The sequence below is a fragment of the Ruegeria sp. AN6 genome, assembly GCF_056540425.1.
The window spans coordinates 102,276-127,372 of the sequence record NZ_JBQFWR010000012.1; the positions used below are offsets into that span (position 1 = coordinate 102,276).

A 25,097-nucleotide genomic window follows, 5' to 3' on the forward strand; every position below is an offset into this window, starting at 1 on the left:
TCATCGCACTCGGCACAAACCACTGAGGAACAAAGCGATGATGGGCTATGGCGCTGGAATGGGGTTTGGAATGATCTGGATGTTGCTGATCGCAGTGTTGATCGTTCTGGCGATCGTAGCGCTGATCAAATACATCGCTAAGTGACCTCGGAATCCGTCACTCCCGTTTAGGGGTGGAGGGCTATGTCATAGGAGGAACGAAAGCTGGAGGGCCTGCACAGCAATAGCCGTTTGGTTTTCATCGCGGTTTTGATCGCGTTGCTGATCGCCACCATCTGGTTGTGGCTGTCTGGCGCGTTGGACGCAGGACTATCGCGCGAAGTCATTACTGCGTGGGTGGATTGGGCCGGCCCGTTCGGACCCGTTGTCATCATCGGCTTCATGACAGCCGCAGTGGTTGCCAGCCCAATCCCCAGCGCTCCGATCGCTGTCGCTGCCGGGGTGGCATATGGGCATGGGCTGGGAACCGCATTGGTTGCTATCGGAGCGGAGTTGGGGGCGCTGCTGGCGTTCCTGATAGCCCGTTGGTTGGGGCGCGACGCGCTGCGCCAGTGGTTCGGCGACAAGCTGGACTTGGGGTTGCTTGGATCGCAGAATGCCCTGATGTTGACCGTGTTCACCAGCCGCCTGATGCCTTTCGTTTCTTTCGACATGGTCAGCTATGCCGCCGGTCTGACCCGACTTCAATTTTGGCGGTTCGCACTGGCCACCTTGGCTGGACTCCTGCCGGCCAGTTTCGTTCTGGCCCATCTGGGCAGCCAGATTACCGAAACCGCGACAGGCGGCACCAGCCTTGCGGTTATCGGGCTTGGGCTGTTGACGGGGGCGCCACTTATCTGGTTGGCTTGGAAACGCAAGATGCCTGTTGGCTCTTCAGACCACGAATTGAGCCAGATCAATGCGACCGGTCCAAGCGGCCCTAAACTGTTGGAGAATGGAGGAAACCCTAAGTGATCCGCGCACAATGGATATCAACTGCGACACGGACGGCCCGAGCCATGGGCCGGCTGCAGGTCCTGTTGATCTGTGCGTTGGTGGTTTCGATGCTGATCTCTGTTGTGCCGTCCCATGCCGGGCATGACATCGCGAAGGCCGCCACCCAGGCCGAGCTTGTGATCGATGACAGCGGTGGGTATCCCGCGTCTCATCCATCAGAAGAATTAGACTGCTCAGTGCACCCGGGCTGCTATGCGATGGCAGTTATGGCGGCACCTGAATTGCTCTCGATGCGTATTGCTACGCCCGTGGCGCCAGAACGGTTCCGGCCACGCGCAAGCCTGCCGGTCGCACCACTACCACATCCGCCAAACCTGTCCTGAACGTGACCGGCAATGGCTCCGGAATCGCTCCGGGGTCTTGCCCAAGCCGTTGATTGCGGCCCAACTCAGTTCAGGACACTTACCATGCTTACCATTCTGTACTTTTTCGTCACGGGCGTGGTGCTATTCGCACTGTTGCGCCTGACCTGTGGCCCCTGTGTGATGGGGACACAAGAACATCATCCCGGTGTTCCGGTGACAACCCTTGGCTGGGCGCTCAGCCTGTTTCTGGCCGCAACCTACCTGCTGTGCGTGGCCTTTGACCTGATCTTTCCAAGTTTTGCCATGTACCGGGCTTGGATCGGCCTGATGCCCGGAATGACTTGGCTCAGCCTGCCCTCATTCCTGTTGGGACTGTTATGGGCGTTTCTCTACGGCTGGTACGCCGCGTTGCTGTTCGGCGGACTGTTCAATGTCTTTGCGGCTCGCACAAAACTCAACTGATTGAAAGGACAAAGCCATGAAGGCCATCGCTCTGACCCTGCTTTTGACGCCCTTCCTGATGGCCGTCATCTACCGGATTTTTCTGCACGTGCCCGCCAATGCGCGCGTTTCAGTTGACGAAAGGAAACCTAAATGACCCTGTTCAATCTGGCCGCAGGCCTGTCCGTCGCAGCTTTGACTGCGCCTTCGCTCACGCTGGCGGCAACCGTGTTCATTCCCGAAGGCAGCGCGGACTCGGTTCTGGTGATCGACTCCGAAACCGGCAAGACCGTCGAGCGGCTGCCGAGGCTCGTGGCGGTCCATGGGCTGGCCGGCGCGCCCGGCTTTAAGTACCTGGTCGCGGGCAGCTACGCAGAAACCGAGGCCACAACGCCACCAAAACCCGAAGGTATGTCCAAGGATGAACACGCTGCGCACCACGCCAAGCGCGATGTCACTGCGTTGCCCAAAGACAAGGGGCGGAGCCTGCTGACGATCCTTGATGCGGAAACACGCGAGGTCGTCCGCCAGATCGAGGTTCCAGGTGCGGTGCATCACACTGCGGTGTCGCCCGACGGGCGGTTCGCGGTGGCGACCCATCCGGGCGGTGACGGTATTTCGATCGTCGATCTCGATAAGCTCAGCTTCCTTGGTTTCGTAGCAACCGGGCCAATGCCCAACTATGCGGTATTCGCGCCTGACGGCGACAGGGTCTATGTCACCAATACCGGCAATGGTACACTTAGCGAAGTGGATGTCGTCAAAGGCTTCGTCGTACGCAACATGCCCGTCGGCGAAGGCCCTGAGCATCTTGTACTTAACGCCACCGGCAGCGCCGCCTTCGTAGCCGACAGTGATGGTGGCAAGGCCTTCCGCGTAGATCTTGCCAGCGGTTCTGTCACCGAAACCTATGACATTGGAGGCGAGTTGCACGGGATCGGCCTGTCCGACCGCGAGGGCGTACTGTTCGTGGCCGCCAAAGGCACCGACCGGTTGTTGTCGATTGATCTTGCTACGGGCAAACAGCGCTCGACCAACCTGTCACCGGCACCTTATCACCTGACGACCATACCGAACTCAGGCAAAGTGATGGTATCAAGCCGAACCGAACCGAAGGTCTGGATCGTCGATCAAGTCAGCCTGACGGCTATTACCGAAATGCCGATACTGGGTGAGGGCCACCAGATGGTTGTTCTGCCCTGAAGGACTGTGCCCGGCATTGCGTAATTAAACGGCTCTACGACCAAAGCTTAAACCAGGGAGCAGAACATGACAGAAGACCACGACATCAGAATCCACGCGAACGGCCCGACCGAGGTCGCTTACGTCTGCCCCATGCATTCTGACGTGCGTCAATCTGGGCCCGGCGACTGTCCCAAATGCGGGATGCACCTTGTGCCCGAGGGCGAGGTGGATGCGCATGCGCATCACCACCATTCCGCGCATCATGGCGCGACGGACGAGAACGGTGAATATGACATCGTTCCGACAGGCTATGACGGACCCGTATATACCTGCCCGATGCATCCGCAGGTGCGGCAAACCCATCCCGGGTCCTGTCCACTCTGCGGCATGGGGTTGGAGCTGGAAAGCGCGGCGATGGTGGACGAGGGGCCGAACCCGGAACTGGTGGATTTCACTCGGCGCCTATGGGTAGGTGCGATTCTGACGCTTCCACTTTTGGTTTTCACGATGGGCCCCTACGTTGGGCTGTCTGGTGTGCGAGAGATTTTTGGTGAGCGAACAACCCTATGGATTGAACTGATACTTGGCACTCCGGTTGTTCTTTGGTGCGGTTGGCCATTTCTGGAACGAGGGTGGAATTCGTTTCGCACCATGAACCTGAACATGTTCTCGTTGATTGCCATGGGGGTTTCGGCCGCGTGGCTGTTCAGCGTTGTCGCCGTATTGATGCCCCACATATTTCCGGACGGTTTTCGAGATTCAGAAGGCCATGTTGGGGTCTATTTCGAAGCGGCCGCAGTTATCGTTACACTTGTTCTGCTCGGGCAGGTGATGGAACTGCGGGCACGCGAAGGCACAGGAAAGGCAATCCGCGCTTTGCTGGACATGGCCGCAAAGACCGCCCGCATTATCCGCCCTGACAGCAGTGAAGAGGAAATTCCGCTTGAAGAAGTACAGGTAGGTGACCGCCTTCGCGTACGCCCCGGCGACAAGGTGCCAGTAGACGGCATTGTACTCGAAGGGCGCTCATCTGTTGACGAAAGCATGATCTCTGGCGAACCGGTTCCGGTCGAAAAGGTACAAGGCGAGCCGGTCACAGGGGCCACAATCAACGGCACCGGTAGCCTTGTGATCGAAGCAACCCGAGTGGGCTCTGACACAATGCTGTCCCAGATTGTCGAAATGGTGGCCAACGCGCAACGCTCGCGCGCACCGATCCAGAAATACGCCGACAAAGTTGCCGGATGGTTCGTGCCAGCGGTCATTGGCATCGCTGTATTGGCCTTCATTGCATGGGCGGTTTGGGGACCGGCTCCGGCACTCTCCTACGCCTTGATCGCAGCGGTGTCGGTACTGATCATAGCTTGCCCGTGCGCGCTTGGCTTGGCCACTCCGATGTCGATCATGACGGCCACGGGGAGAGGTGCACAAGCCGGAGTTTTGATCAAAAACGCCGAAGCTCTGGAACGGTTCGAGAAGGTCGATACCTTGATCGTCGACAAAACTGGCACTCTGACCATGGGCAAGCCGCAGCTGGTGGCTGTGTTACCTGAACCCGGCCATGACGAGGCCGAGGTGCTGCGGCTGGCTGCGACGCTGGAGAAGGGCTCGGAGCACCCGTTAGCTGAGGCAATCGTCACAGGTGCCGAGGAACGTGGCGTGGCCCTGTCCGACGCCAGTGACTTCGAGGCGGTGACTGGTAAAGGCGTGAAAGGCACGGTGGATGGCCGCCCCGTCGCGCTCGGCAACCTGAAACTGGTCACCGATCTCGGACTCGAGGCGACCGATCTGACGGCCAAGGCCGATGCGCGCCGGGATGACGGCGAAACGGTAATGTTCGTGATGCTTGATGGTTCAGTGGCAGGGTTGGTCAGCGTCGCAGACCCGGTCAAGGAAACCACGCCTGCAGCACTGAAAGCACTGCACGAGTTGGGTTTCCGAATTATCATGGCGACTGGCGACAACGAACGCACTGCAAAGGCGGTGGCCGAACGTCTGGGTATCGATGAGATTCGAGCCGACGTTCTACCTGAGGACAAGGCCCGCATAATTCGCGAACTGCAGGAGAAAGGCGCAAAGGTCGCCATGGCGGGTGACGGAGTGAACGACGCACCCGCGTTAGCGCAGTCCGATGTGGGCATCGCCATGGGCACCGGCGCCGACGTGGCGATCGAAAGTGCAGGCTTCACGCTGGTCAACGGTAGCCTCGATGGCATCGTGCGCGCCCGAAGGCTGGCCCGCGCTACCATGCGCAATATCCGGCAGAATCTATTCTTTGCCCTGATCTACAACGCCTCGGGCGTTCCGGTGGCGGCGGGTCTTCTGTTCCCGCTTTTCGGCATCCTGATCAGCCCGATGTTCGCCGCCTTCGCCATGAGCGCTTCGTCGATTTCAGTGGTGTTAAATGCGCTGCGATTGCGGGGGGCGAAGATTTGAGCACGCACGAGCATAGTACGCACGGCGCCAGTGGCGCGCTGAAGCCCGGATCAATCTCGCTGACCGGGGCCGTCGCCATGGGTACCGGCGTTATGATCGGCGCGGGGATATTTGCACTGACCGGACAGATCGCCGGGCTGGCGGGGCCGTGGTTTCCGCTGTCCTTCGTGGTCGGGGCCGTGGTGACGGGTTTCAGCGCTTATACCTATATCGCCATGTCCAACGCCTGGCCCTCATCGGGCGGCATCGCCATGATCCTGACCAAGGCCTACGGGCCCGGGGCGGTTGCGGCGGCGGCCTCGCTGCTGATGGCGCTGTCGATGGTGATCAACGAAAGCCTCGTCGCGCGTACATTCGCGAGCTATGCGCTCCGCCCGTTCAACATCGAGAGCGGACCGCTGGTGCCTTTGGTCGCGGTTGCGCTGATCGTCTTTGCCTATGCGGTGAACCGGTCGGGCAACCGGTCCGTGGGGTTGTGGTCGATCATCATGTCGGCGCTCAAGATCGGCGGGATCGCAATATTCGGCATCGCCGCACTTTGGGCTGCGGGCGGAACCTGGCAGGTTCAGGGCTCGGAACCGGCCGCGCCGCTGGGGTTCGTCGCCTCGGTAGCCCTGTCGATCCTCGCCTTCAAGGGCTTTACCACCATCACCAACAGCGGGGCCGAGATCCTCGACCCGCACCGCAATGTCGGGCGCACCATCATGATCTCGATCGCGATCTGCGCGGTGGTCTACCTGCTGGTCGCCCTTGCCGTCGGTGTCAGCCTGCCGCCCGAGCAAATCCGCGCGGCGCAGGACTATGCCCTGGCCGAGGCTGCCAGGCCGGTGCTGGGGCAGGGCGGGTTCTACCTGACCGTGGCGCTGGCGATGGTGGCGACGGCCTCGGGGCTGATCGCCAGCGTTTTTGCTGTGTCCCGGATGCTGGCGATGCTGACCGACATGAAAATGATCCCGCACAGCCATTTCGGCATGACGGGCAGCATCCAGTCTCACACGCTGATCTACACGGTCGTGATTGCGGGCCTGCTTGCGGTGTTGTTCGACCTGTCTCGCATCGCCTCGTTGGGGGCGTTCTTTTACCTGGTGATGGACATGGCGGTGCATTGGGGTGTCTGGCGACGCTTGCGCGGTCAGATCAAAGCCCGTGGATGGGTCTTGTTAACCGCCCTGGCGCTGGACTGCGTAGTCCTGACCGCGTTCACAATACTCAAGCTGCGCTCCGACCCGATGATCGTAGTATATGCCGTTGCTGGCATCGGCTTGGTCTTCGTCTATGAGCGCATCTTTCTCAAACAATGGATCATCGAAAAGGAGGCAAATCAGCTATGACCCAATCAAATTTCGACGAAACCCGCGCCACACAGGAGACGACCGAAAGGGTCAGCTATGACGTAACGGCCGAAGCGCCCAAAACCGAAGATCAGACGGCCAACGGTGCCAAGCGTAATTGGCTCCCGGTTGTCATTGCGATCGCGTTGGGCGCCGCTGTTCTGGGCTGGGAATACCGCGAGACACTCTATCCTTTGCTCAGTTCTCCGTTGCTGTTCTTGCTGGTCTGCGTGGGCATGCATTTCTTAATGCATCGCGGCCACGGCAAACACTGAGAACGGCGCCCTGTATGGCTGGAGGCTTTGCGGCAAGAACACTGCGCAACAAGGAGCAGCAACGGCCAACTGATCAGAACAAATTTGTAACCCAATAAGGAAGGGAAATTGCCATGTTAGCAAATCCAATTCGGAGAGCAGCAATTGAACTGCACCTGACGGCCGGTGCACTGCCTGTAAAGGCATTGCACGGTGACACCGACGAAGATCACTCTGATGAATAGGGAATGGGGCATCGCGGTGAAGAAGAGGACCAAGGCGACTGATCCACCTCGTCCGAGTCCTATCATTCGATGAACCCGTCCTGACGCACAGGAGGAACAATATGTCTGAATTTTCTGAAAGACAGGCACCTTCAGAGCCTGAAACTCGGCGCGATTTCTTATACTTCGTCACCGGCGGTGCCGCCATCGTGGCCACGGGCACGGCGGTCTGGCCACTTGTTAACAGCATGAACCCCAGTGCAGACATCTCCGCCCAAGCCGTTGTCGACATAGATCTTGAAGGTGTCGGACCAGGAACGAGGATCACTGTTAAATGGAAAGGCAAGCCGATCTTTATAGACCACCGGACTAAAGAGCGGATCGCGCTGGCGATAGCAGAAGACGATGCACCAATGATCGACCCGCAACCTGACGCCGAGCGCGTACAGCGACCGGAATGGCTGGTAGTTATTGGCGTTTGCACCCATCTGGGATGCATACCACTCGGGCAGGGCGGCAGCGAACCCACCGGAGACTGGGACGGTTGGTTCTGTCCGTGTCACGGTTCACATTACGACACGTCTGGTAGAATTCGGAAAGGCCCCGCGCCCCGCAACCTCGATCTGCCCCCTTACGAGTTCGTCACCGACACACGGGTCAAAATTGGGTGACGGCGCGGTGAACTTTGTTCAGAGGCGCGTGCCTCACCAGGTTCGTTTGTCAGTCCTCGAATATCCCTCGATCAGCGCCGCGATGCTATGTGGCGGAATTCGACATGTACCCCGCTTTCTGGAGTTTTCGAGAAGAGACCTCGCCGTCATGTTCTGAACGGAACAATTCTAATCGCTGCGCTCAAGGTTTCTGCTTCGCCCATGTTTAGACATGCCATCTTGCCTTTTGACAGGATCGCATCTGAATTGCGGGTTGAGAGGAAACGCTTTGGTCCTGAACAAGGTGCTATTTCAACCCCGTGTAAGCCGCGCGGCGATCGCGACCTGTCCCAGCGCGGCCAGGATCGCAGCGATGAACACGGCTTCGATGGCGATCATGCTGACCACCACACCGCCCACAAGCGGCGCCAGCGCCGCCGGGGCCGCAAAGCTGTTGAACCACGCGGAATAGGCCGGGCGGCGGTCGTCGGGCGAGATCTCCAGCAAGTAGCCGAGATAGCCGATGGTCACGCCGTTCATCATCGCGCCGATCAGGAAGAACAGCACCGCGAAACTGGTCAGCCCCGAACCCGTGACCACAAGCAGCAAAACCAGCACCGGAGGTCCGAGACGCACCAGTGCCACTATCCCCAGCAGGCGCAATTTGCCCGCCTGGTCTCCGATGTGGCCCCAGAGCGGATTCGAGGCCAGCGCGCCGACAGTCTGCGCCGCCAACAGCGTTCCGACATCCGCCGCCCCGAGGCCGCTGCGGCTGGCGGCAACGACATAGAACGGCAACGCCATCAGCGTCGCTGCACCAAGCCATTGGAAGATCAGGAACAGCCGGAACCGGCGGTCCTGCCGCAGCGTCGAGAAACCTTCGCGCAGAAATCCAGGCAGATTGGCAGGACGGTCCCGTGGCGCCCTTGCAGCGGTAGCGGCCTCACCCGCGGAGACAAAAAGCGTCGCAGAGACGATCATCAGCACCGCGCCGAGCCAGAATATCAGCGCATAGGCCCTGAGCGGCGGCATCACGTCGAGCGCGAGTCGCAGAACGCCCGCCACCAGAACCGCCAGAACACCGCCGCCGAAAAAGCGCCAGGCCAACATCCGGCTGCGGCGCTCGGACGGGATCGCCCGGCCGACGATGTCGTTGTAGGGCACCGCGACCACGCCGCTGGCAAAGGCATAGACCGTCCACAATCCCAGCATCCCGAGCGCCAGCGGAACCGGAGGCCAATCGACCTGAGGCCAGTCGGCCCCCCACCACAGAAGAATACCAATCATCGCGACCGTGATCGCCCGCCCATAGGCACCAAGGGCGTAGAACGGCATCCGCCGATCGGTGCGCTCGGCGAGGTAGCCCACCGCGAACTGGGGCAGCAGCCAGCCAAGACGCAGGACCGTGCTGGCATAGCCCACGGCCAGCGCGCTACCGGTCAGCATATGCACCAGACTGGCCACTACCGTCGCGCTGTCCACCGCCGCCGACCCGCCCTGAAACACCGCACCAGCACCGGCGATCCGCCAAAATCTCGTGTCTTCGGGATTACGCCTTGCCATTCGCCGCCTCTGCCTCCGCCCGGGCGCGGCGGATGTCGATGCCGCTCTGCCACAACACCGTCAGGCCGATCCCGACCACCAGAAGGATCGTCAGCACATAGTTGAACAGGATCATCAGAAGGGCGGTTTCGTCCGGAACGCCAAGCACCTTGAGCGCGAACCCCGCCCCAAAGACAAAGCTCGCCGGGATGCGCACGAAACGACCCAGAACCATGGCGAACCCGGCAAACACCATCAGGAACAGGTAATCCCACGCGCTCAGCACCACGCCAACCGCCAGCCCGGCCCACAGGAAATGGGTTGTCGCCACCAGCTTACCCGCAATGGCTGCGGCAATGGCGGCGATGCGGCGGGCCCGTGCCTGTGGCCAGACAATCCCTTCACCGAGCGCGGTGCGCAGATACGCGCCATCGGCCCCGATGCGGGCGGCAGCCCAGTCGAAGAGTCGGCAGACCAGAGGGTCTTCGCTCAGAAGTGACGCGCGGAACCGGAACAGAACCCAAAGCAGGCTGCCGAAAAGCATCAGGTTCAACAGGCCCGCAACGCTCAATCCCAGCCGCAGGTCACCCTCGATCTGTGGAATCTGGCCGGCGGCGGCCACCGCTCCGGCAAAAAGGGCGAAAACGACGCCGTCGAGGAACCGGGCGATGATCGCGGTTGCAAGCACGGTCGCCATCTTCAAGCGGTCGAGCCGAGCAACCAGCCAGGCCCGGACCAGCGGGCTGATGCCGAGCGGGACAAGGACATTTGCGCCATAACCTGCCAGTAGCGCCCCCGTCAGCCGCAGGGTGCCGACCGGTTTCACGTCGAACAGGATCTGCCGCCACTTCCAGCCGCTCATCAGCTGCTCCAGCAGGATGGTGGCGGCAAGAATCGCGATCCAGAACATGTTGGCTCCGCGCAGGCCCTGCAGAAACAGCGCAAAATCGAGGCTGCCGTAGAGCGCAAACACCAGATAGAGCGCCAGGGCGGAGCCGAATATCGGCAGCAGCCACCGTTTCAGGAAGATCCGCATATGACATCCTCGCAAGCACCAAGACCCCAATGTTTTAACCTCCGTATCATGATACGGTGTCAAGATGCCGGTGAAGGAGGGAGACCGCGATGCAACCACTTAAGATCGGCCAGGCCGCGCGCGAGACCGGGATAGGCGTCGAGACGATCCGATTTTATGAAAGGAAGGGCCTTGTCACTCAGCCGCCGCGCCCAATTGACGGCGGCGCGCGGGACTATGGTGGTGACACGCTTTGGCGGCTGAAATTCATATCCGGCGCTAAGAAGCTCGGATTTTCGCTGGCAGAAATCGCGGAAATTCTGGAGTTGCGCACGGTACCAAATACCGAGTGCGTCGCGATGCAGGCCAGAGCGCGCAAAAAGCGGGACGAAATTCAGGAACGGATCGACGGGCTTGTACGGTTGAGGAACAATCTGGACGAGCTGATAGCGGCGTGTCCGGGGCGTGGTGGAATTCAGAACTGTTCGATCGTGGGTGCCATAGAACGCAGCAGTGAGAAATAGGCGCAATTCCGGCCTTGATCGGAGGGTAGCGGAGTTGCTTGCGAACCGGGTTATTGCCAAGCAAGACCCAGAGTGGCTGGTGCAGCGAAAAAAGGAGAGCGAGGGTTCCGTCTCCGAGCAGAGTTTGCGCCAGATCATTGTGAGAAATCCCTCCGTCGCCCAGAAAGCCATATCTGATGAGTATCCGAGGGTAACGAATATGGCAGTCTCGTATCTGCGATCCGCATTCAACCCTGCCGGTGCGCTTTCACATCGGTTCAAGACAAGTTTTCCCCGGAGGGAACATGACGACGAATAACCTGAGCCGCCGCCGCGTGATGCAAGGAGCCGCGGCCCTTGCGGGAAGCGCGGCGCTTCCCGCCTTCGCGAAAACCGACCGTTTCATCCATGTCCTGAAGGATCCGAATTGCGGATGCTGCGGCTCGTGGATCAAAATCATGCGGGCGGAAGGCTTTGAATTAAGCGTGGAAAACAGTGCCTGGGAGGCCTTGAACGCTTACAAAACCGCCAACGGTATTCCAGAGGGCATGATGTCATGCCACACGGGCCGCGTGGAGGGCTACATGATCGAAGGACACGTCCCGCCCGCTGACATCCGGCGCCTGCTGGGCGAACACCCGGATGCTGTCGGACTGTCGGTTCCCGGAATGCCGTTCGGCTCGCCAGGCATGGGGCCGGAAAGCGAACGCGAAGCCTTTGACGTCTTCCTGATCCGCAAGGATGGAACCACAGAGGTGTTTGCCAGCTACCCGGCCGTATGAAGTCCCGACGGCGCTGGCAAGATCCTGAAAAACACGGCGCTCGCTTGTTCTGCCCGGTTTACGTGACATTCTTCACGGCAAACCAGTTGATCCGTGACTTCACGCCTGCCTTGTCCTACCGGGCAAGTTCCAGCCTACGGTGAAAAAATACCTGCGTCCGCCAAGCCTGATGACCGGCTTTGCGGACAAAACCGACATCCCGGTCGCCGTATCAACCGCAGCATTTGTCGCCCGCCTGAATTGGCGGGCATGGGGCCGATCCGTAGGAACAGTAGACGCAGCAATCGCCGGGAAGTGGCTTCAGGACTTTTCCGCAAGATGTGCATTCGTAGAACCACTGGCACGCATCTGTTGGCATCGTTTCAGGTCTTGAATGTCCACATTCCGGGCAGATGATCGTGCTGACAAGGTTCGGGCGTTCTTCACTCATGGCGTCACATTAAGGTTATCAGGAAATCATTTATTCGGATTTCGTTGAGTACGATAACCCAAGCGATGGTCGTTAACGCAAAACTGCCTGTCAGCCACCATTTGAGGCGGTCGAGTGAACCATGGCGGTACGCGACGATGCCAGAGAGAAACAGCAGGGCCGTCGAACCGCCGAGCACGTAATAACTCGCGGCGGCAATCTTGCCAAATACGGCCAGCCAGCCCCCTCCCAAGCCAAGTAAAATCAAGGCCATCGGCAAGATGCAGCAGGTCGCAACGCCAAATGCGGTAAACGATCCAAGAAAACTCGCCCCTACAAACTTGCTCATAGTCTGCTTTCTCCGACTTTGACGATCTTGAGCGGAAGCCGGTTCGGCTTCCTCGATTTTTGCTTCGTGCGGTTTGCGAAATTCGACATCATGACCGACAATATGCATCCTGTAGTGGCTACAGGTTCAAGGGAAAGGTCATCACATGATTGCGATTGGCGAAGTGGCGAGATTGACCGGCCTGTCGGTCGAGACGATCCGCTACTACGAACGGGAAGGCATAGTCGAGAAAACCGGTCGAACCGCCTCGGGGCGCCGCGCTTACACGGAACGGGAAATATCCGAGCTCAGATTCATCAAACGCTGCCGCGATCTTGGCTTCACTATTCAGGATGCATGCGCACTTCGCGAATTGTCCAAAGCGCCGGAGCAAGCCTGTCGTGACGCCGAAGACGTCGCAACAAAACATCTCGACAAGGTCAGGTCAAAGATCGCCGCTCTCCAACGGCTGGAGCAAGCATTGGTAGAACTTGTGCAGACCTGTACTGAAGGAGCAGCATGCCCCCTGCTAACGGCGTTGCTCAACGAGCCTGTCGTCAAAGATGTCATTAGCGGTCACTAATTGCAGCGCCCGGAAAAACCGAAACTGCCTGTCTCAGTTTGGGGAGGAGCGGCTTCATTGTCCCAGTATTTCGTAACCTTAAGCGATGACGGCCGATCTGTGTTGTATTTTTGTTGAATGAGAGAATTGCGATCAGCTTACCCTCTAGTTCGCGCTGTTAGCTATGCCGGACTGGTGATGGCGTGGATGCTCTGATGCTGTCAACTAAGGAAGAAATACCAAAGAATCTGCAAATTTTTGCCGCTTTACCCCTAGAGGCTAAGAAGCAGTTGCAATGCCTCAAGGCACATGAAGGCTTGGAATAAAATACATTGGCCCCGGAAGTTTGGATACCTTCGAGGAACGAGCATGGAGAAGGCAGATATGACAAATCCCACGTTAGTTCAGAGAATGTTATCGAAAAACCTGCTGGGTTATCTCCCAATGATCTGTTTTATATGCAGCTTTTTTGTGTCTGCCGCTACATTACAAGCCTCTGAGCTTCCCTCGATCGGTCTTGACAGAAAGATTGAAGCGCCATCCGGTGCCAAAACACTATGCAAAGATTACTCTTGGGCGTGCGCGAGCGCTCGTAGTTCTGGTCTGTCCGTGGCACAAGAAAATCAGATCGTTAAAACGATCAACACGCGCGTCAATCGGAGAATCCGTGCCGTTTCGGATCAAAGCCAATACGGGACAAAGGAATACTGGACACTGCCGACGCAAGGGTCAGGAGATTGCGAAGACTTCGCTTTGCAAAAGAAGTTTGAACTTGTGCAGAACGGTGTGGATCCTACGAAGCTACTAATCGCGACCGTCTTGGACACCAATCGCAATGGCCATGCTGTTCTAGTCTATCGCTCGAGTGAAGGCGATTTGGTTCTGGACAATGTTACCAACAGGATCAAAACGTGGAAGGAAACAAGGTATCTTTTCCTACGAATACAGGACCCGATTCACCCTGATCGTTGGGTACAGGTTTCTAGCGGCTAAACCATTGGGTAGACATTGGTTGCCTCTCGCAATTGATGTCACGACCTGCATTGTTCTGGGCGCATAGTTGAGTTTCGATGCTCAGTCCGACTCGTCCATCTGCTTGTGTTTGCACCATTGCGTGTGAACGAATTCGATCCGCGCGCCAGATATCTCGGAGGTGTCGTATTGGCCTACTGTTGGGATTCCGCAAGCCATACACGTAGACAATGGGCGCGTTTCCGCAGCGAAACCTTCCATTTGACCCGCTCAGATTGGAGTATCTCCGTCAAGTAAAGGCCACCGGGTCGAGCGCGTTACGGCGAAGATATCGAACGCCTGATTAGGACGACCATGGAGGCCGTTCATCTACTTTAGGGAAGAACGCAATTATCCCCCAAGGATAAGGGGAAATGCGACGGCTCCGGCACTGCGTCGATGACATTGGAGGAGTTCGAAGACTGGCTGCACCCGGAGATATGCCGTTATCACAACACCCATCACACCGGGTTGCGGCGAGAACCGATGGCGGCATGGGCGATCCTCGGTTGTAGTGACGCAGACAGAAAAGTTGTTAATGCCGAGGCGTTTCGCATCAGCGTACTTCCTTTTGAATGTCGTCGGTTGTCGCTACGCATTCAGTCCCATGATCGGTCGTGGTAACCGAAAGGTAACCATCAAGCACGAACCCCGCTATATGTCCCGGATCTAGACTGTAATTGACGATAGAACGAACCTAGTTACGCGCAACAAGAACCTGTCGCGTCTCGGAATTCGCCTTGGGAGGCGCGGTGCGCGCGGACCTGAAAATAGGCGTGTCATGGCGAGCCGATCCCGGAGGCAATGCTGTTTCAGATTATTGAAGAACAAAGATGTTTCGCGTGAGCTGTTTCCACTTCATCGCCTACCACCTGCTTCAGCTCAGTCTCACGTAGAAACTTAAAAATTTTTTCGTCTGATGGTTGCTTCTTCGCCCTGCCAAATCCCCGTCTCGCACTCGGTGTATTTGCAAAGTTTTCGAGGGCTAGGGCTCATGTGTCCTTCCTGCCTGAGTATGGACTCTTTTCCAGACTTAGAGTCAAAACACGTATTGAAACTGAGCTAACAACCGACCAGCAAATATGAAATCTCAGATGGAAGTTCTCGATCAAGGATCAGCCTGACGCATGTGCCTACCTAACCTCACGCTTTGCAGAACCTGCCGCGACGCGGATTCCACCCTTTATGATCAATTAGCCGCAACGCTGGAGGCATCGGGGGTGCAAGCCGAGTTGCAGCAAGTGGATTGCATGTCCGGTTGTCACCGACCACAGACGTTGGCGGTGCGACAAAGCGGCAAGACCGCCTATCTTTTCGGTGAGGTTACGGTTGTCGATCTTCCGGACATAATGATCTTCATGCGGATGTATGAGGACAGTACTGACGGCGACTTCGCTGACGCCAGGAAGCTAGGTAAGCTACGTTTCAAGGCGATTGCACGTATACCGGCACAAAAAAGATAGCCAACATGCAACTTGCCGACCAAAGCTCCGGTGTCGAGTTTTCAGCTTACAGTTTGTGTTTTTCGACTTAGCCTTCTGCACTGAACGGCTAAAATCTAAACCAAGCCTGCCATTACCTAAGATTGACCGCTGCAGAATACTATGATGTCGCTTTCGTACTTGACGGAACAAAGCACTATGGAACAATAAAGGCTTCTACGGTGTCCAAAGGTGCCTACGCACTGGGACTGAAACGGGAATGAGGACGGTGCACCAAACTACCGCACTGAAGCCTTGACCGCCCCCGCGACTGTGAGCGGCGAGCGGCCTTCCAATACCACTGGCGTAATGGCGCTGGGAAGGGGGAAGTCTGCTGTGACCTGCGAGTCAGGAGACCGGCCGTAGGATGGACACAACATATGCCGTCGGGTGTGACGGCGAGGAGGATTAAAATGACGACAAAAACGATCAAGGCATCCGCCGCTGGCGCATCCTTTCTGCCTGCAGTATTCGCCGTGGTTCTGGGTCTAGGGATCATTACCGTGACTGGCCATGTTCAGGCTTCTGGCCTGCATGACGCGGCTCATGATGTGCGCCACGCAACTGGCTTCCCCTGCCACTAAAACAATGTTCAGTCGTATTCTGACCAGCGGCTTGTTCGCTGGTGCAGCAGCGGGGCTGATTGCCGCCCTTCTGCAGTTGTATTTCGTGCAGCCAGTGCTACTTCACGCCGAGCTCTATGAGGGCGGCGACCTGGTGCATTTTGGCGCTGATCCCGTAACTGCGCATCCCGACCTGCCCGGCATGTTCGCCGAGCCGATGCGCGATGGTCTCAGCATTATCTTCACCATGCTTACCTACACCGGCTATGCGCTAGTCCTGGCGGCGCTGATGTCAGTAGCCGAACGTCAGGGGCATGAGATCAACGGCCGCACCGGCCTGCTTTGGGGTCTTGCGGGCTTTGTCGCCTTCCACTTTGCTCCTGGCTTGTCACTGGCTCCAGAAGTTCCCGGCGTAGCGGCAGCAGATGTGGGAGTGCGTCAGATCTGGTGGACGGTCACCGTTGCCGCAGCCGGCGTAGCCATGTGGCTGATTGCCTTTGGAGGTAACCTGGTAAGCTACCTGATTGCGGCCGTGCTGCTAATGGTACCGCATATTATCGGGGCCCCTGAGCCTGAGAGTTTCTCTGGGCCGGTTCCGACCGAGATCGGGGCGCTTTTTGCTGCCCGGGCCTTCGGCATCGGCATGGCCGCCTGGGCACTCTTAGGCAGTTTCACCGGCCACTTCTGGCAGACAGAAGGCAAGCGCGCAGGCGCTGCAGTCTGATCGCGCTCCTCCATTGCTACCCCGCTGGTTACACCGGCGGGTTTTTTTTATTGAGGATGACAAGATGTCCCGTTCTCTTGCTCTCTTTGCCATCGGACTTGTCTTTGGCGGCGGTGCTGGCTTTGTGATTGCCGCCAGCAGCGGTAGCACCTTTGAGAGCCATGACCATACTGACCCGGCCCAACACGGCGGCAACATGGAGATGGCAGCGCACGACCACTCCGCTGCCACTAATCTGCCTGCCGACAGCGACGCCCCCAGTGTGGCGATCCAGATGATTAAGGATCCTATGGCGGGCTGGAATCTGCGTGTGACACCGCAGAACTTTCGCTTTGCTCCGGAAAATGCCTCCACGGCTGACGTTCCAGGCGAAGGTCACGCGCATGTTTATATCAACGGCGAAAAGCTGGGCCGCCTTTATGCCAATTGGTTACACCTTCCGTCGCTCCCCGATGGCGATGTTGAAGTAAAAGTTTCTCTCAATGGCAACAGCCACAGCCCTCTGATGGTTGAGGGTGTGCCCGTGGAGGCCAAAGTGACCGTGCAGCCTGACGGCGATGACTCCTGATTGACATTCCTGGCTGAGAAGACAACTACGCGGATTCAGCGGGTCTAAGCGGCAAGTACAGCGTGCGCGCGGGTTTTTGCCGCTCTGTATCCAAGGACAGATAAGCTGTTGCAAAGCCGCGCCGAATTCCCGTCTTGTTCCTTTGGCTTGCATCGTCGGAAACCGAAAACATGAAGCAACTACAATGGGCATTTCGGTTCTTTCCATTGCTTTTTTGACCCAGTCCAAAGCAAACTCGATCAAATCAGAGTTCACGCCACCGCGCACCTGATCGACTGGATAAACTAAGCGTTACCTGAAACCTCTTGAAGCTCTAGCTGCTAGAGGCTCTATAATTGGAATTTGATCGCAAAATTGCGAAGCATGCACATTACACTTGTGAACCGGGACGAGACCAATGCTGACAAGGCGTCATTTCATTCAAACCACCACGGCACTGTTTTCGGCGTCTGCGGCCAGTCCTTTGATTGCCAAGACGTGGCCAACCGCGTCGCAAAAGGACTATTGGGACAGCCAAGTCACTCCATTTGGTTACAATCCATCAACTTCAAATCCGTGGGGCGTACATGAGCGGTTTTTGCCACGACGCGTCGCGGCGAATGATGGTCTGGTTCCCGGTGATATCCATGTCGATGCAGTCGCGCGCTATCTCTATCATATCGAGGAGGAAGGGACCGCAATGCGTTATGGAGTAGCGATCGCGCGCGGGAATCTTTACGAGCCCGGAACCTATGTTATCCGGCGCAAAGTTGAGTGGCCACATTGGACGCCAACTGCTTCAATGATTGAGCGCAACCCCGAATATGCGGAATTCAGGGATGGCATGGAACCCGGACCAAGCAACGCTCTCGGCTCTCGCGCTCTCTATCTATATGTCGGAGATCGAGATACATATCTCAGAATTCACGGTACGCCTCAGCCCAGAAGCATAGGTGGTCGTGCAAGTTCTGGTTGTGTTCGAATGATCATGGCCCATATCAATGATCTCTACCCAAATGTAAAAACCGGCTCGACCGCTTTCCTTTACTCGGCAGAAGATAGCGTCTCAGCTCGGTCATAGAACGTCGGGGCAGCGCAGGTGGACGCGGCCGCCCCTTTTTATTGATCAGGCGTCGCGCGCGGCGCAGATCGGAGCGCCATTTGTCGCGCGCAATGGTACCAATGTCGTCTCGACAGGTCCGCTGTGCTCATACCAGAAGCAATTGTCTTCTGGCAAAAGGCGTGCCGTAGCCAGATCCTGCCCCGGCCCTGCCAGCGCAACGACTGAATCTGGCAGATTGCCTGGTTCGAGTGCTTTACTCTTGCCCCCTGTGAATTGGGCTGAGCAACCGGCAGTAATCGAGACTAACGTGATGGTAATTGCGATCCGTTTCTGCATTGACCTGTTCCAAATTTTTTTTACGTCTTCTGCGACTAGATTGCATCCACGCAACCAGCCCGCAAGAAGGAATGGAGTGTCGGTATCACGCGCAAGGAACCCGGATGCTAAAAAATTCAGAAAGGTGTTGAAGCTCTAGTTGCTGTAGGAACTATTTGCAAAGGACCGCAGAGATTCTTGAGGCCTAACTATGTCTTCCGATACCCACAGCCACGACCATGACCACGAAAATAGACAAGGTCACAACGCCTGCGGCAGTGGCGGGTGCGGTGACATCGCGCCCGCCGATCCGATTCCTGACGGTGGTAGAAGCTTTCAGGTCTCTGGCCTCGATTGCGCCGAAGAGGTTGCGATCCTGAACCGGGTTGTCGGCCCGAAAGTTGGTGGTGAAGAGCATCTCGCATTTGATGTCATCAACGGTCGAATGTCGCTTCTTGAAAGTGCTGCCAAGTTATCTGACGAAGATGTCATGCTGCTGGTTGCCAGTACTGGTATGACCGCCAAACCATGGGATGACGGAAATGCCGCCCAGGACCAGACGGCGCATATTGCACGTCAGCGGCGGTTCACCACACTCAGCGGAGGGTTTTGGGCGGCAGGTTTTGGCTGGCACATTTTCGAAACAGGCATGGGCGGTGCTCTCGGGCTGTTTTCGGGACATGGTGAGGTTCCGATGCCTTTGCCTGAGGCCGCTTTGTTCGCGGTCGCGATTTTGTTTGGCGTCTGGCTGGTGGCCCCCAAGGCCTGGTCTTCGGCGCGTCGACTTTCGCCGGATATGAACCTTTTGATGGTTGTTGCCGTCGCTGGTGCCATCGCTCTGGGTGAGTTTTTTGAGGCGGCAACTGTAGCATTTTTCTTTTCGCTCTCTCTTTATCTAGAAAGCTGGAGTGTCGGGCGGGCTCGCAACGCGGTATCGTCGCTGCTTGATCTGGCCCCCCCGACGGTGCGGCTGGTTCGTGCCGACGGCTCTGAAGCAACGGTCCCGGCGGCCGATGCCGTTGTCGGTGACAGCTTCATCGTTCGGGGTGGGGATCGTATTCCACTTGACGGGGAAGTCATCGAAGGGGCCGGTGCAGTTGACCAGGCTCCAATCACAGGTGAAAGCGCGCTGATTCCCAAAGAGCTGGGTGATGAGGTCTATGCCGGCACAATCAATGGTGAAGGCACCCTCAAAATACGTGCGACGAAAACAGCGTCGGACACCGTGCTTGCCAAGATCATCCGGATGGTCGGTGATGCTCATGCTCGCCGTGCGCCGGTTGAACAGTGGGTTACAAAATTTGCGCGGATCTATACGCCCATCGTTATGGTTGTCGCAGTGGCTATCGCCCTTATCCCACCGATTGCATTTGGCGCATCGTGGGGCTTCTGGTTTTACAATGCACTTGTTCTTCTGGTTATCGCCTGCCCCTGTGCACTCGTCATTTCCACACCGGTTTCCATCGTAGCGGCTTTGACCGCTTCGGCACGGGCCGGGGTCCTGATTAAGGGCGGTGCATATATTGAAGCCCCCGGTCGTACCACCGCACTGGCCATGGACAAGACGGGCACGATCACCATGGGCGAGCCTGAAGTGGCCAATGTCTATCCGCTGGGCGGCGCATCCGAGAAGGAGCTGTTGGCGAGCGCCGCCAGCCTTGAGGTTCGGTCTTCACACCCGCTGGCCCGCGCCATTTTGACCCGGGCAGAACAGACCGACGTTTCGATATCGGCGGCCGAAGACATCCGAACCGTTCCCGGTCGGGGTCTGGAAGGCCGTACCGAGCGCGGAATTATCTGGCTTGGCTCTGACCGCTTCGCTGTAGAGAAGGGCTTTGGCGCCTCCATCCCTGCCGAGTTGCGCAACCAAATCGAGAGCGCGGGAAGCACACTTGTTGTTGTCGGAAATGAAAACGGGTTAACCGGCTTGCTTGAGCTGCGGGACCGCATTCGACCCGAAGCCCGAAGTATCGTTGCCCGGCTTCACGCACAGGGCGTGAAGTCAATCATCATGCTGACCGGCGATAACGAACGGACCGCGAGAGCGGTGGCAGCCGAAGTCGGCATCGACGAAGTTCGGGCCCAGCTTCTGCCGGAAGACAAGGTCGCTGCGATCGAGGAACTGGCAGAGCAACACGAGATGGTTGCGATGATCGGCGATGGCGTCAACGACGCACCTGCGATGGCTCGGGCACATTATGCGGTTGCGATGGGTGCAGTTGGGTCCGATGCAGCGATCGAGACCGCAGACATTGCTCTGATGACTGACGACATCGGTAAAGTACCTTGGCTGATCGATCACTCACGTCGAACCATGTCGATCATCCGTCAGAACATCGGCTTCTCACTTGCGACCAAAGCCCTGTTTGTGACCCTTACCGGTTTTGGATTGGCATCCATGTGGGGTGCGATCGCCGCAGATGTCGGAGTGTCCTTGCTGGTCGTGGCCAACGCCTTGCGGCTTCTGAAAGCTCCGGACGATCACACCGCCCAGACTGCGGCAAATACCCTTGGCTCGCAGGGAATAGGCGCTGCGACCACATAAGAGTGGAAGCCGGATTCCAAGGTGTCCGGCTTTCGCCTCGCTTACCGGCGCGTTACATCAGGCGCACAACTGCGATCGAAAGAAAAAACGCCACCAGCCCAAAAGCGATGGCATATCCTGCGGCGTACTGAAGAATATCAAGGCTGTTGCCATTCCGGCGCTTTGCCAGGATCCCACCCCAAACGGCGCCAACCAAGGCGCCCACGATTGCCATCATCTTACATCCTCTGATTTGGTTCTTCGGCAGTGCAGTTCGCTTCAGGCGCGCATACCCGCAAACTGATAGCCGCGCACCTGAAGCCGTTTTAAGAAACTCTCACGATTTAGATTCGCTTTTTTTGGCGACGGGATTGTCCAGCTGTTCCTCAAGCTGTGCCCGAGCATTTCTTAAGCGTTTTCGCGCTGCTTCGTTTTCAACCTTTTCATTTGCAGCGGCAGCAAGTCGATCGTCAGAAAGCGGGTCTGTCGGGCGCCCGTCGACCAATACTTCATAATGAAGATTTGGGCCGGTCGCGGTGCCGGTCGACCCGACACGACCAACCACCTGGCCCGCCTCCACTCGCTGACCTTTGGCCAGACCATCGGCGGTTGCGCTAAGATGAGTATATCGCGTGACCGTGTCCGATCCATGAGCGATTTCAACCACACGCCCATACCCCCCGCGCCAACCTATATAGGAAACGCGGCCCGGGGCCGTCGCATGTACCGGAGTACCACGTGCGGCAGCAAAATCGACACCTGTATGCATGCGAACATTTCCGTAGACCGGGTGTTTCCGCCGACCAAAGACAGAACTCAGGCGCGCGCCCTCGACTGGCTGCGAGAAGACGCGAAGAAGCTCACCATCGACATAGATTGTGGCGCGGCCATTTTCGGCGTCTGGCCATGCTATTTCGTAAAGTTGGTCATCAACTTCCAGCGCCGCAAAAATGAGTTCTGGCGGGCCTGTTCTCTCGCCATCGATACTCTTTTCGCGCCAGAGAAGACGGAGAGCTTCACCACCTGTCAGGTCCCTCCGAAAATCCACTGTCCCGCTCAGCATCTGCGCCAGATCCACCGCAAAACGAACCGGGATCTTTGCGCTACTTAGTGCATTTGAGATCGAAGTTTCGACTTCTGTTTTGCGGGCCAGAATGACGGTGTCGGGTTCTGGCGAGACTACGCGCGTGGACAACGTTTCGCTAAATATCACCTCAATTCTTACGCCATCCTCCACCGCGAGCTCCACGCTCCGCGGTTGATCCGCCACGGTTGCAACTACTGTAATCGAGTGACCCGGGCGCAGTCGCTGCAAATCATATTCAGCGCCAAGCGCAAGTGCGATTTCGGCGCGATCGGTTGCGTTGATCCCGGCTTTAGACAGCAAACTGTCGAGCGTGTCACCCAACGCAAGTTCGCGTGTCCATGTCCGTGAAGGCGGTTCAACAGGTGGCAAAGGTTCCTCTGCCTGAATGGGTTCCGGCTGAGCAGGTCGAAACGAAACGGGGCTTGGAGCGAGTTCTGCCGATGGAATGTTCGGCAACGGAGCCGATGTGATCTGCGGTTCCGCAGGAAGTTTGGGCACCTGAAAGACCGTGGGCGCAGGCGCCTTCATTTCAGACCGGTTCGAGGCAATGAACACGATCGAAGCAATCGAAACGCTGCTGATCGCGATTGCCGAGGTTGCTAGAAACCGTGCTTTCATGATGTTGTATCCGCTCCACTTTTCAAAGCGCGACGGATCTTGGGCACAGCGAATTCTCTCTGCTCATGATAGTCGATGGTGCTGACAAATTCGCCTGTGGGGCTAAACAGGAAAACACTTGCGGTGTGGTTCATTGTGTAATCACCATCGTCCATCGGAACTTTTTCATAAGTGGCACGAAAGCCATCTGCGGCCTGAGCGATTTGGTCCGAAACGCCGACCCATCCGCGAATTGCCGGATGAAAGTAGCTGACATAATCGGCCATGGCTTCGACGGTGTCTCTTTCAGGGTCTACGGTTATGAACACGACGTTCAAATCATCCGCGTCATTGCCCAGATCATCCAGCCAGAGGGAAATATCCGAAAGAGTCGTCGGGCAAACACCCGGGCAGTAGGTAAAGCCGAAGAACACCATTGTTGCACGTCCGACCAGCGATTGCGGGGTGACGGGGGTCCCTTCGTGATCAACCATGTGAAAGTTCATGTCCGACAACGCAAGGGGACGAAGGCGATCAGATGGAGCCGCTCCCGGCCCATCCACTTGCCACCATCCAGCAAAGAGCGTCAGGCCGATTGCACCAACTCCAGCAGCCCCAAATGTAAGAACGCGCCGCCGCTGCATCAGTTCTCGGGGCCTCGCGCAGCAATGCCAAATATCGGCACGTTGACCGTCTTTTCTGCGCCATCAGCAAAGATAAGAGTCAGCGTAAAGCTTTCGCCTTCGTTCATAGGGCGTTGCAGCCGCATGAGCATTGCGTGGAGCCCGCCCGGCTCAAGCGCTACGAAACCATCCGGCGCAATTTCCAGCTCTCCAGCTGGTGCCATGGAACTAACGCCCTCTGCATTGGTCGATGTCTGATGGATCTCGGGCATCATCGCAAGATCGGTGCGGATAGACGTCAGCGTGACGGCCACATTGCCGGTGTTGCGGATCGTCATGTAAGCGACCCCCGGCCGGTTGGTGCCAATAGAAGCGCGTGACCAGGCATCTTCAATGACAACATCGTCGCCCCCTGCCAGAACCGGTGCCGAGAGAATGGCCGTCAGACCGAATGCACTCAGCAAACCTGCCAGAAGAGTATTTTTTGCAGTGAGTCTCATAGTATCTCTCGCTACTGCTCAGCTTTGCAGTGCTGCAACTTCTGCAGCGACCAGGCGTCTCAATTCAGCCTCACCAAACGGATCCAGAGATTTGCCGTTGACGAAGAATGTCGGAGTTTGACGTATACCGACCGCTTCGACATCAGCGCGATCCTGATTGAGAACACCGACTGTCTGGGGCGCGAGCATTTGTGCCTGCGCTGCCTCGACATCCAGACCCGCCACTGCGGCAATTCGAATAATAAGACCAAGCTCGGGCGCACCATGCGCGGCCCATTTGGGCTGCTCTCGCAGCACGGCTTCCAGGACCGGCTCAAAGACCCCCTGCATGCGTGCCGCTTCAAGCACGCGGATCGCCTCCTCTGAGCCTTCGCCATGGAAAGGGGTGTACCGGATCACAACCCGCACGAGGTCTCCATGCTGTGCCATGATGTCCTTCACGACCGGATGAAAGGCACGGCAGGCTTCACAAGCCGGATCGAAAAATTCGACGATTGTAACCGGTGCATCTTTAGGGCCGAGAACAGGCGAGTAAGAACGGATAAGCGTTTCAGCGATCTCAGGTGCGACAGGCTCGGTATTGCCTGAAGCAGTCGTTCGGTTCACGTACCAGGCGGCGGCTCCGAAACCGGTCCCACCGAGCGCGAGAACGGACAAGATCATGCCACGTCTGTTCATACTTGTTTCTCCTTGAGTGAAAGGGCGCACAGAACGCCGATCAGCGCGAATGAAACGAGCGCCATCAGCGGAATCGGGATGCCCAAAACAGATTGATTTGCGTCGGTGCAGGACGGACCACTTGCCGAGCATGGTTGGATTTTTTCCGGGATCAGACCAGCATACAGGCCCATGTGCCACAAGGCGACAACGGCGCCCCCCAATGCCAGTGCTATCCCGTATCGGCCCACGTTCTGGTCCTGCCACCACAGGCCAAGCCCCAGTACGATCGCCAATGGGAACATGAACGCGCGCTGGAACCAGCACAGCACACAGGGCGTCTGCCCCAGGATCTCTCCAATGAACAGAACAGAAAGAGAAGCAACCAAGGCAATCGCCCAGGCCAGGCCGAGAAGTGTATCTTTAGAAAACCGGGACATGG

General features: G+C 57.6%; 29 protein-coding genes and 1 riboswitch. Of the genes, 18 read left to right on the plus strand and 11 right to left on the minus strand.

From position 1 onward, the window contains the following. Positions 1 to 231 precede the first annotated feature (231 nt). From ACR0MQ_RS17400 to petA, 8 genes are all read left to right on the plus strand, one after another. Positions 232 to 954, plus strand: a complete 723-nt coding sequence (locus ACR0MQ_RS17400) for a TVP38/TMEM64 family protein (RefSeq protein WP_331252139.1) — start codon at positions 232 to 234, stop codon at positions 952 to 954. Continuing rightward, positions 951 to 1,319, plus strand: coding sequence for a hypothetical protein (locus tag ACR0MQ_RS17405; RefSeq protein WP_157054266.1), 369 nt, complete (start codon positions 951 to 953; stop codon positions 1,317 to 1,319). Before ACR0MQ_RS17400 ends, ACR0MQ_RS17405 begins: the two co-directional genes overlap by 4 nt. 84 nt (positions 1,320 to 1,403) lie before the next feature. After that, complete coding sequence (locus ACR0MQ_RS17410; protein WP_152460765.1) at positions 1,404 to 1,763, plus strand: hypothetical protein; 360 nt, start codon at positions 1,404 to 1,406, stop codon at positions 1,761 to 1,763. A gap of 132 nt (positions 1,764 to 1,895) precedes the next feature. After that, positions 1,896 to 2,945 carry a YncE family protein gene (locus ACR0MQ_RS17415; RefSeq protein WP_170417931.1) on the plus strand — a complete coding sequence of 350 codons (1,050 nt, stop codon included), beginning with the start codon at positions 1,896 to 1,898 and terminating at the stop codon, positions 2,943 to 2,945. 132 nt (positions 2,946 to 3,077) lie between these two features. Further along, positions 3,078 to 5,363: a copper-transporting P-type ATPase gene (locus tag ACR0MQ_RS17420; RefSeq protein WP_480609837.1), complete on the plus strand. Its 2,286-nt coding sequence runs from the start codon at positions 3,078 to 3,080 to the stop codon at positions 5,361 to 5,363. Beyond that, positions 5,360 to 6,694: an APC family permease gene (locus ACR0MQ_RS17425; RefSeq protein WP_475198682.1), complete on the plus strand. Its 1,335-nt coding sequence runs from the start codon at positions 5,360 to 5,362 to the stop codon at positions 6,692 to 6,694. Before ACR0MQ_RS17420 ends, ACR0MQ_RS17425 begins: the two co-directional genes overlap by 4 nt. Then, positions 6,691 to 6,969 (plus strand): DUF2933 domain-containing protein, encoded by a 279-nt coding sequence (locus tag ACR0MQ_RS17430; protein ID WP_170634695.1) that lies wholly within the window; start codon positions 6,691 to 6,693, stop codon positions 6,967 to 6,969. The genes ACR0MQ_RS17425 and ACR0MQ_RS17430 overlap by 4 nt, the downstream gene beginning before the upstream one ends. A 325-nt stretch (positions 6,970 to 7,294) precedes the next feature. Then, positions 7,295 to 7,843 (plus strand): ubiquinol-cytochrome c reductase iron-sulfur subunit, encoded by a 549-nt coding sequence (petA, locus tag ACR0MQ_RS17435; protein WP_170634693.1) that lies wholly within the window; start codon positions 7,295 to 7,297, stop codon positions 7,841 to 7,843. 291 nt (positions 7,844 to 8,134) lie between these two features. On the opposite strand, the gene ACR0MQ_RS17440 is transcribed toward petA, so the two are convergent. Then, positions 8,135 to 9,385 carry an MFS transporter gene (locus tag ACR0MQ_RS17440; protein WP_170634691.1) on the minus strand — a complete coding sequence of 417 codons (1,251 nt, stop codon included), beginning with the start codon at positions 9,383 to 9,385 and terminating at the stop codon, positions 8,135 to 8,137. Continuing rightward, positions 9,372 to 10,400, minus strand: coding sequence for a lysylphosphatidylglycerol synthase domain-containing protein (locus ACR0MQ_RS17445; protein WP_170634689.1), 1,029 nt, complete (start codon positions 10,398 to 10,400; stop codon positions 9,372 to 9,374). Before ACR0MQ_RS17445 ends, ACR0MQ_RS17440 begins: the two co-directional genes overlap by 14 nt. An 89-nt stretch (positions 10,401 to 10,489) precedes the next feature. Here ACR0MQ_RS17445 and ACR0MQ_RS17450 point away from each other — a divergent pair, with 89 nt between their 5' ends. Together ACR0MQ_RS17450 and ACR0MQ_RS17455 are read left to right on the plus strand one after the other, a co-directional pair. Continuing rightward, the gene (locus ACR0MQ_RS17450) at positions 10,490 to 10,903 is read left to right on the plus strand and encodes a heavy metal-responsive transcriptional regulator (RefSeq protein ID WP_170634687.1); all 414 of its coding nucleotides are present in this window, start codon (positions 10,490 to 10,492) and stop codon (positions 10,901 to 10,903) included. A gap of 284 nt (positions 10,904 to 11,187) precedes the next feature. Continuing rightward, entirely contained in the window at positions 11,188 to 11,664 is a 477-nt protein-coding gene (locus tag ACR0MQ_RS17455; protein ID WP_480609781.1) for a DUF411 domain-containing protein, read from the plus strand. A gap of 211 nt (positions 11,665 to 11,875) precedes the next feature. On the opposite strand, the gene ACR0MQ_RS17460 is transcribed toward ACR0MQ_RS17455, so the two are convergent. Both ACR0MQ_RS17460 and ACR0MQ_RS17465 read right to left on the minus strand, forming a co-directional pair. Continuing rightward, on the minus strand, positions 11,876 to 12,094 hold the full coding sequence (locus tag ACR0MQ_RS17460) for a GDCCVxC domain-containing (seleno)protein (protein WP_247748072.1): 219 nt from the start codon (positions 12,092 to 12,094) through the stop codon (positions 11,876 to 11,878). 4 nt (positions 12,095 to 12,098) lie between these two features. Continuing rightward, positions 12,099 to 12,422 (minus strand): hypothetical protein, encoded by a 324-nt coding sequence (locus tag ACR0MQ_RS17465; protein ID WP_170634684.1) that lies wholly within the window; start codon positions 12,420 to 12,422, stop codon positions 12,099 to 12,101. 145 nt (positions 12,423 to 12,567) lie between these two features. Here ACR0MQ_RS17465 and ACR0MQ_RS17470 point away from each other — a divergent pair, with 145 nt between their 5' ends. From ACR0MQ_RS17470 to ACR0MQ_RS17500, 7 genes are all read left to right on the plus strand, one after another. Beyond that, positions 12,568 to 12,984 carry a MerR family transcriptional regulator gene (locus tag ACR0MQ_RS17470; RefSeq protein ID WP_170634682.1) on the plus strand — a complete coding sequence of 139 codons (417 nt, stop codon included), beginning with the start codon at positions 12,568 to 12,570 and terminating at the stop codon, positions 12,982 to 12,984. Between the two features lie 348 nt (positions 12,985 to 13,332). Beyond that, positions 13,333 to 13,956, plus strand: a complete 624-nt coding sequence (locus ACR0MQ_RS17475; RefSeq protein ID WP_247748073.1) for a transglutaminase-like cysteine peptidase — start codon at positions 13,333 to 13,335, stop codon at positions 13,954 to 13,956. Between the two features lie 1,145 nt (positions 13,957 to 15,101). After that, entirely contained in the window at positions 15,102 to 15,437 is a 336-nt protein-coding gene (locus tag ACR0MQ_RS17480) for a DUF1636 family protein (protein ID WP_170634680.1), read from the plus strand. Positions 15,438 to 15,618: 181 nt separating this feature from the next. Continuing rightward, positions 15,619 to 15,834: riboswitch (cobalamin riboswitch) on the plus strand. Between the two features lie 34 nt (positions 15,835 to 15,868). Beyond that, the gene (locus ACR0MQ_RS17485; protein ID WP_170481539.1) at positions 15,869 to 16,039 is read left to right on the plus strand and encodes a CbtB domain-containing protein; all 171 of its coding nucleotides are present in this window, start codon (positions 15,869 to 15,871) and stop codon (positions 16,037 to 16,039) included. A 4-nt stretch (positions 16,040 to 16,043) separates the two neighbouring features. Further along, positions 16,044 to 16,742, plus strand: coding sequence for a CbtA family protein (locus tag ACR0MQ_RS17490; RefSeq protein WP_170634742.1), 699 nt, complete (start codon positions 16,044 to 16,046; stop codon positions 16,740 to 16,742). Between the two features lie 64 nt (positions 16,743 to 16,806). Continuing rightward, a complete protein-coding gene (locus ACR0MQ_RS17495; protein ID WP_170634678.1) occupies positions 16,807 to 17,310 on the plus strand; it encodes a hypothetical protein in 504 nt (167 codons plus the stop codon). 397 nt (positions 17,311 to 17,707) lie between these two features. After that, on the plus strand, positions 17,708 to 18,370 hold the full coding sequence (locus tag ACR0MQ_RS17500; protein ID WP_480609786.1) for a L,D-transpeptidase: 663 nt from the start codon (positions 17,708 to 17,710) through the stop codon (positions 18,368 to 18,370). A gap of 45 nt (positions 18,371 to 18,415) precedes the next feature. Here the strand turns inward: ACR0MQ_RS17500 and ACR0MQ_RS17505 are convergent, their stop codons facing one another. After that, complete coding sequence (locus ACR0MQ_RS17505) at positions 18,416 to 18,688, minus strand: hypothetical protein (protein WP_170481529.1); 273 nt, start codon at positions 18,686 to 18,688, stop codon at positions 18,416 to 18,418. Between the two features lie 190 nt (positions 18,689 to 18,878). On the opposite strand from ACR0MQ_RS17505, the gene ACR0MQ_RS17510 reads away from it, so the two are divergent. Beyond that, positions 18,879 to 21,212 carry a heavy metal translocating P-type ATPase gene (locus tag ACR0MQ_RS17510; RefSeq protein WP_480609789.1) on the plus strand — a complete coding sequence of 778 codons (2,334 nt, stop codon included), beginning with the start codon at positions 18,879 to 18,881 and terminating at the stop codon, positions 21,210 to 21,212. A gap of 52 nt (positions 21,213 to 21,264) precedes the next feature. Here the strand turns inward: ACR0MQ_RS17510 and ACR0MQ_RS17515 are convergent, their stop codons facing one another. The 6 genes from ACR0MQ_RS17515 to ACR0MQ_RS17540 form a co-directional block, all read right to left on the minus strand. After that, positions 21,265 to 21,426: a hypothetical protein gene (locus ACR0MQ_RS17515; protein ID WP_480609792.1), complete on the minus strand. Its 162-nt coding sequence runs from the start codon at positions 21,424 to 21,426 to the stop codon at positions 21,265 to 21,267. Between the two features lie 102 nt (positions 21,427 to 21,528). Next, positions 21,529 to 22,896, minus strand: coding sequence for a M23 family metallopeptidase (locus ACR0MQ_RS17520; RefSeq protein ID WP_170634670.1), 1,368 nt, complete (start codon positions 22,894 to 22,896; stop codon positions 21,529 to 21,531). After that, positions 22,893 to 23,519, minus strand: coding sequence for an SCO family protein (locus ACR0MQ_RS17525; protein ID WP_170634668.1), 627 nt, complete (start codon positions 23,517 to 23,519; stop codon positions 22,893 to 22,895). The genes ACR0MQ_RS17520 and ACR0MQ_RS17525 overlap by 4 nt, the downstream gene beginning before the upstream one ends. Beyond that, positions 23,519 to 23,998 carry a copper chaperone PCu(A)C gene (locus ACR0MQ_RS17530; protein WP_170634666.1) on the minus strand — a complete coding sequence of 160 codons (480 nt, stop codon included), beginning with the start codon at positions 23,996 to 23,998 and terminating at the stop codon, positions 23,519 to 23,521. The genes ACR0MQ_RS17525 and ACR0MQ_RS17530 overlap by 1 nt, the downstream gene beginning before the upstream one ends. Before the next feature lie 18 nt (positions 23,999 to 24,016). After that, positions 24,017 to 24,676, minus strand: a complete 660-nt coding sequence (locus ACR0MQ_RS17535; RefSeq protein WP_480609795.1) for a DsbA family protein — start codon at positions 24,674 to 24,676, stop codon at positions 24,017 to 24,019. Beyond that, complete coding sequence (locus ACR0MQ_RS17540) at positions 24,673 to 25,095, minus strand: disulfide bond formation protein B (protein ID WP_209251498.1); 423 nt, start codon at positions 25,093 to 25,095, stop codon at positions 24,673 to 24,675. Before ACR0MQ_RS17540 ends, ACR0MQ_RS17535 begins: the two co-directional genes overlap by 4 nt. Positions 25,096 to 25,097: the final 2 nt, after the last annotated feature.

Coding starts and splice junctions, on each gene's coding strand:
- ACR0MQ_RS17410 (WP_152460765.1), top strand. CDS start 1,404: ATGCTTACCATTCTGTACTTTTTCGTCACGGGCGTGGTGCTATTCGCA.
- ACR0MQ_RS17415 (WP_170417931.1), top strand. CDS start 1,896: ATGACCCTGTTCAATCTGGCCGCAGGCCTGTCCGTCGCAGCTTTGACT.
- ACR0MQ_RS17420 (WP_480609837.1), top strand. CDS start 3,078: ATGCATTCTGACGTGCGTCAATCTGGGCCCGGCGACTGTCCCAAATGC.
- ACR0MQ_RS17430 (WP_170634695.1), top strand. CDS start 6,691: ATGACCCAATCAAATTTCGACGAAACCCGCGCCACACAGGAGACGACC.
- petA (WP_170634693.1), top strand. CDS start 7,295: ATGTCTGAATTTTCTGAAAGACAGGCACCTTCAGAGCCTGAAACTCGG.
- ACR0MQ_RS17440 (WP_170634691.1), bottom strand. CDS start 9,385: ATGGCAAGGCGTAATCCCGAAGACACGAGATTTTGGCGGATCGCCGGT.
- ACR0MQ_RS17445 (WP_170634689.1), bottom strand. CDS start 10,400: ATGCGGATCTTCCTGAAACGGTGGCTGCTGCCGATATTCGGCTCCGCC.
- ACR0MQ_RS17450 (WP_170634687.1), top strand. CDS start 10,490: ATGCAACCACTTAAGATCGGCCAGGCCGCGCGCGAGACCGGGATAGGC.
- ACR0MQ_RS17455 (WP_480609781.1), top strand. CDS start 11,188: ATGACGACGAATAACCTGAGCCGCCGCCGCGTGATGCAAGGAGCCGCG.
- ACR0MQ_RS17460 (WP_247748072.1), bottom strand. CDS start 12,094: ATGAGTGAAGAACGCCCGAACCTTGTCAGCACGATCATCTGCCCGGAA.
- ACR0MQ_RS17465 (WP_170634684.1), bottom strand. CDS start 12,422: ATGAGCAAGTTTGTAGGGGCGAGTTTTCTTGGATCGTTTACCGCATTT.
- ACR0MQ_RS17470 (WP_170634682.1), top strand. CDS start 12,568: ATGATTGCGATTGGCGAAGTGGCGAGATTGACCGGCCTGTCGGTCGAG.
- ACR0MQ_RS17475 (WP_247748073.1), top strand. CDS start 13,333: ATGGAGAAGGCAGATATGACAAATCCCACGTTAGTTCAGAGAATGTTA.
- ACR0MQ_RS17480 (WP_170634680.1), top strand. CDS start 15,102: ATGTGCCTACCTAACCTCACGCTTTGCAGAACCTGCCGCGACGCGGAT.
- ACR0MQ_RS17485 (WP_170481539.1), top strand. CDS start 15,869: ATGACGACAAAAACGATCAAGGCATCCGCCGCTGGCGCATCCTTTCTG.
- ACR0MQ_RS17490 (WP_170634742.1), top strand. CDS start 16,044: ATGTTCAGTCGTATTCTGACCAGCGGCTTGTTCGCTGGTGCAGCAGCG.
- ACR0MQ_RS17495 (WP_170634678.1), top strand. CDS start 16,807: ATGTCCCGTTCTCTTGCTCTCTTTGCCATCGGACTTGTCTTTGGCGGC.
- ACR0MQ_RS17500 (WP_480609786.1), top strand. CDS start 17,708: ATGCTGACAAGGCGTCATTTCATTCAAACCACCACGGCACTGTTTTCG.
- ACR0MQ_RS17505 (WP_170481529.1), bottom strand. CDS start 18,688: ATGCAGAAACGGATCGCAATTACCATCACGTTAGTCTCGATTACTGCC.
- ACR0MQ_RS17510 (WP_480609789.1), top strand. CDS start 18,879: ATGTCTTCCGATACCCACAGCCACGACCATGACCACGAAAATAGACAA.
- ACR0MQ_RS17515 (WP_480609792.1), bottom strand. CDS start 21,426: ATGGCAATCGTGGGCGCCTTGGTTGGCGCCGTTTGGGGTGGGATCCTG.
- ACR0MQ_RS17520 (WP_170634670.1), bottom strand. CDS start 22,896: ATGAAAGCACGGTTTCTAGCAACCTCGGCAATCGCGATCAGCAGCGTT.
- ACR0MQ_RS17525 (WP_170634668.1), bottom strand. CDS start 23,519: ATGCAGCGGCGGCGCGTTCTTACATTTGGGGCTGCTGGAGTTGGTGCA.
- ACR0MQ_RS17530 (WP_170634666.1), bottom strand. CDS start 23,998: ATGAGACTCACTGCAAAAAATACTCTTCTGGCAGGTTTGCTGAGTGCA.
- ACR0MQ_RS17535 (WP_480609795.1), bottom strand. CDS start 24,676: ATGAACAGACGTGGCATGATCTTGTCCGTTCTCGCGCTCGGTGGGACC.
- ACR0MQ_RS17540 (WP_209251498.1), bottom strand. CDS start 25,095: ATGTCCCGGTTTTCTAAAGATACACTTCTCGGCCTGGCCTGGGCGATT.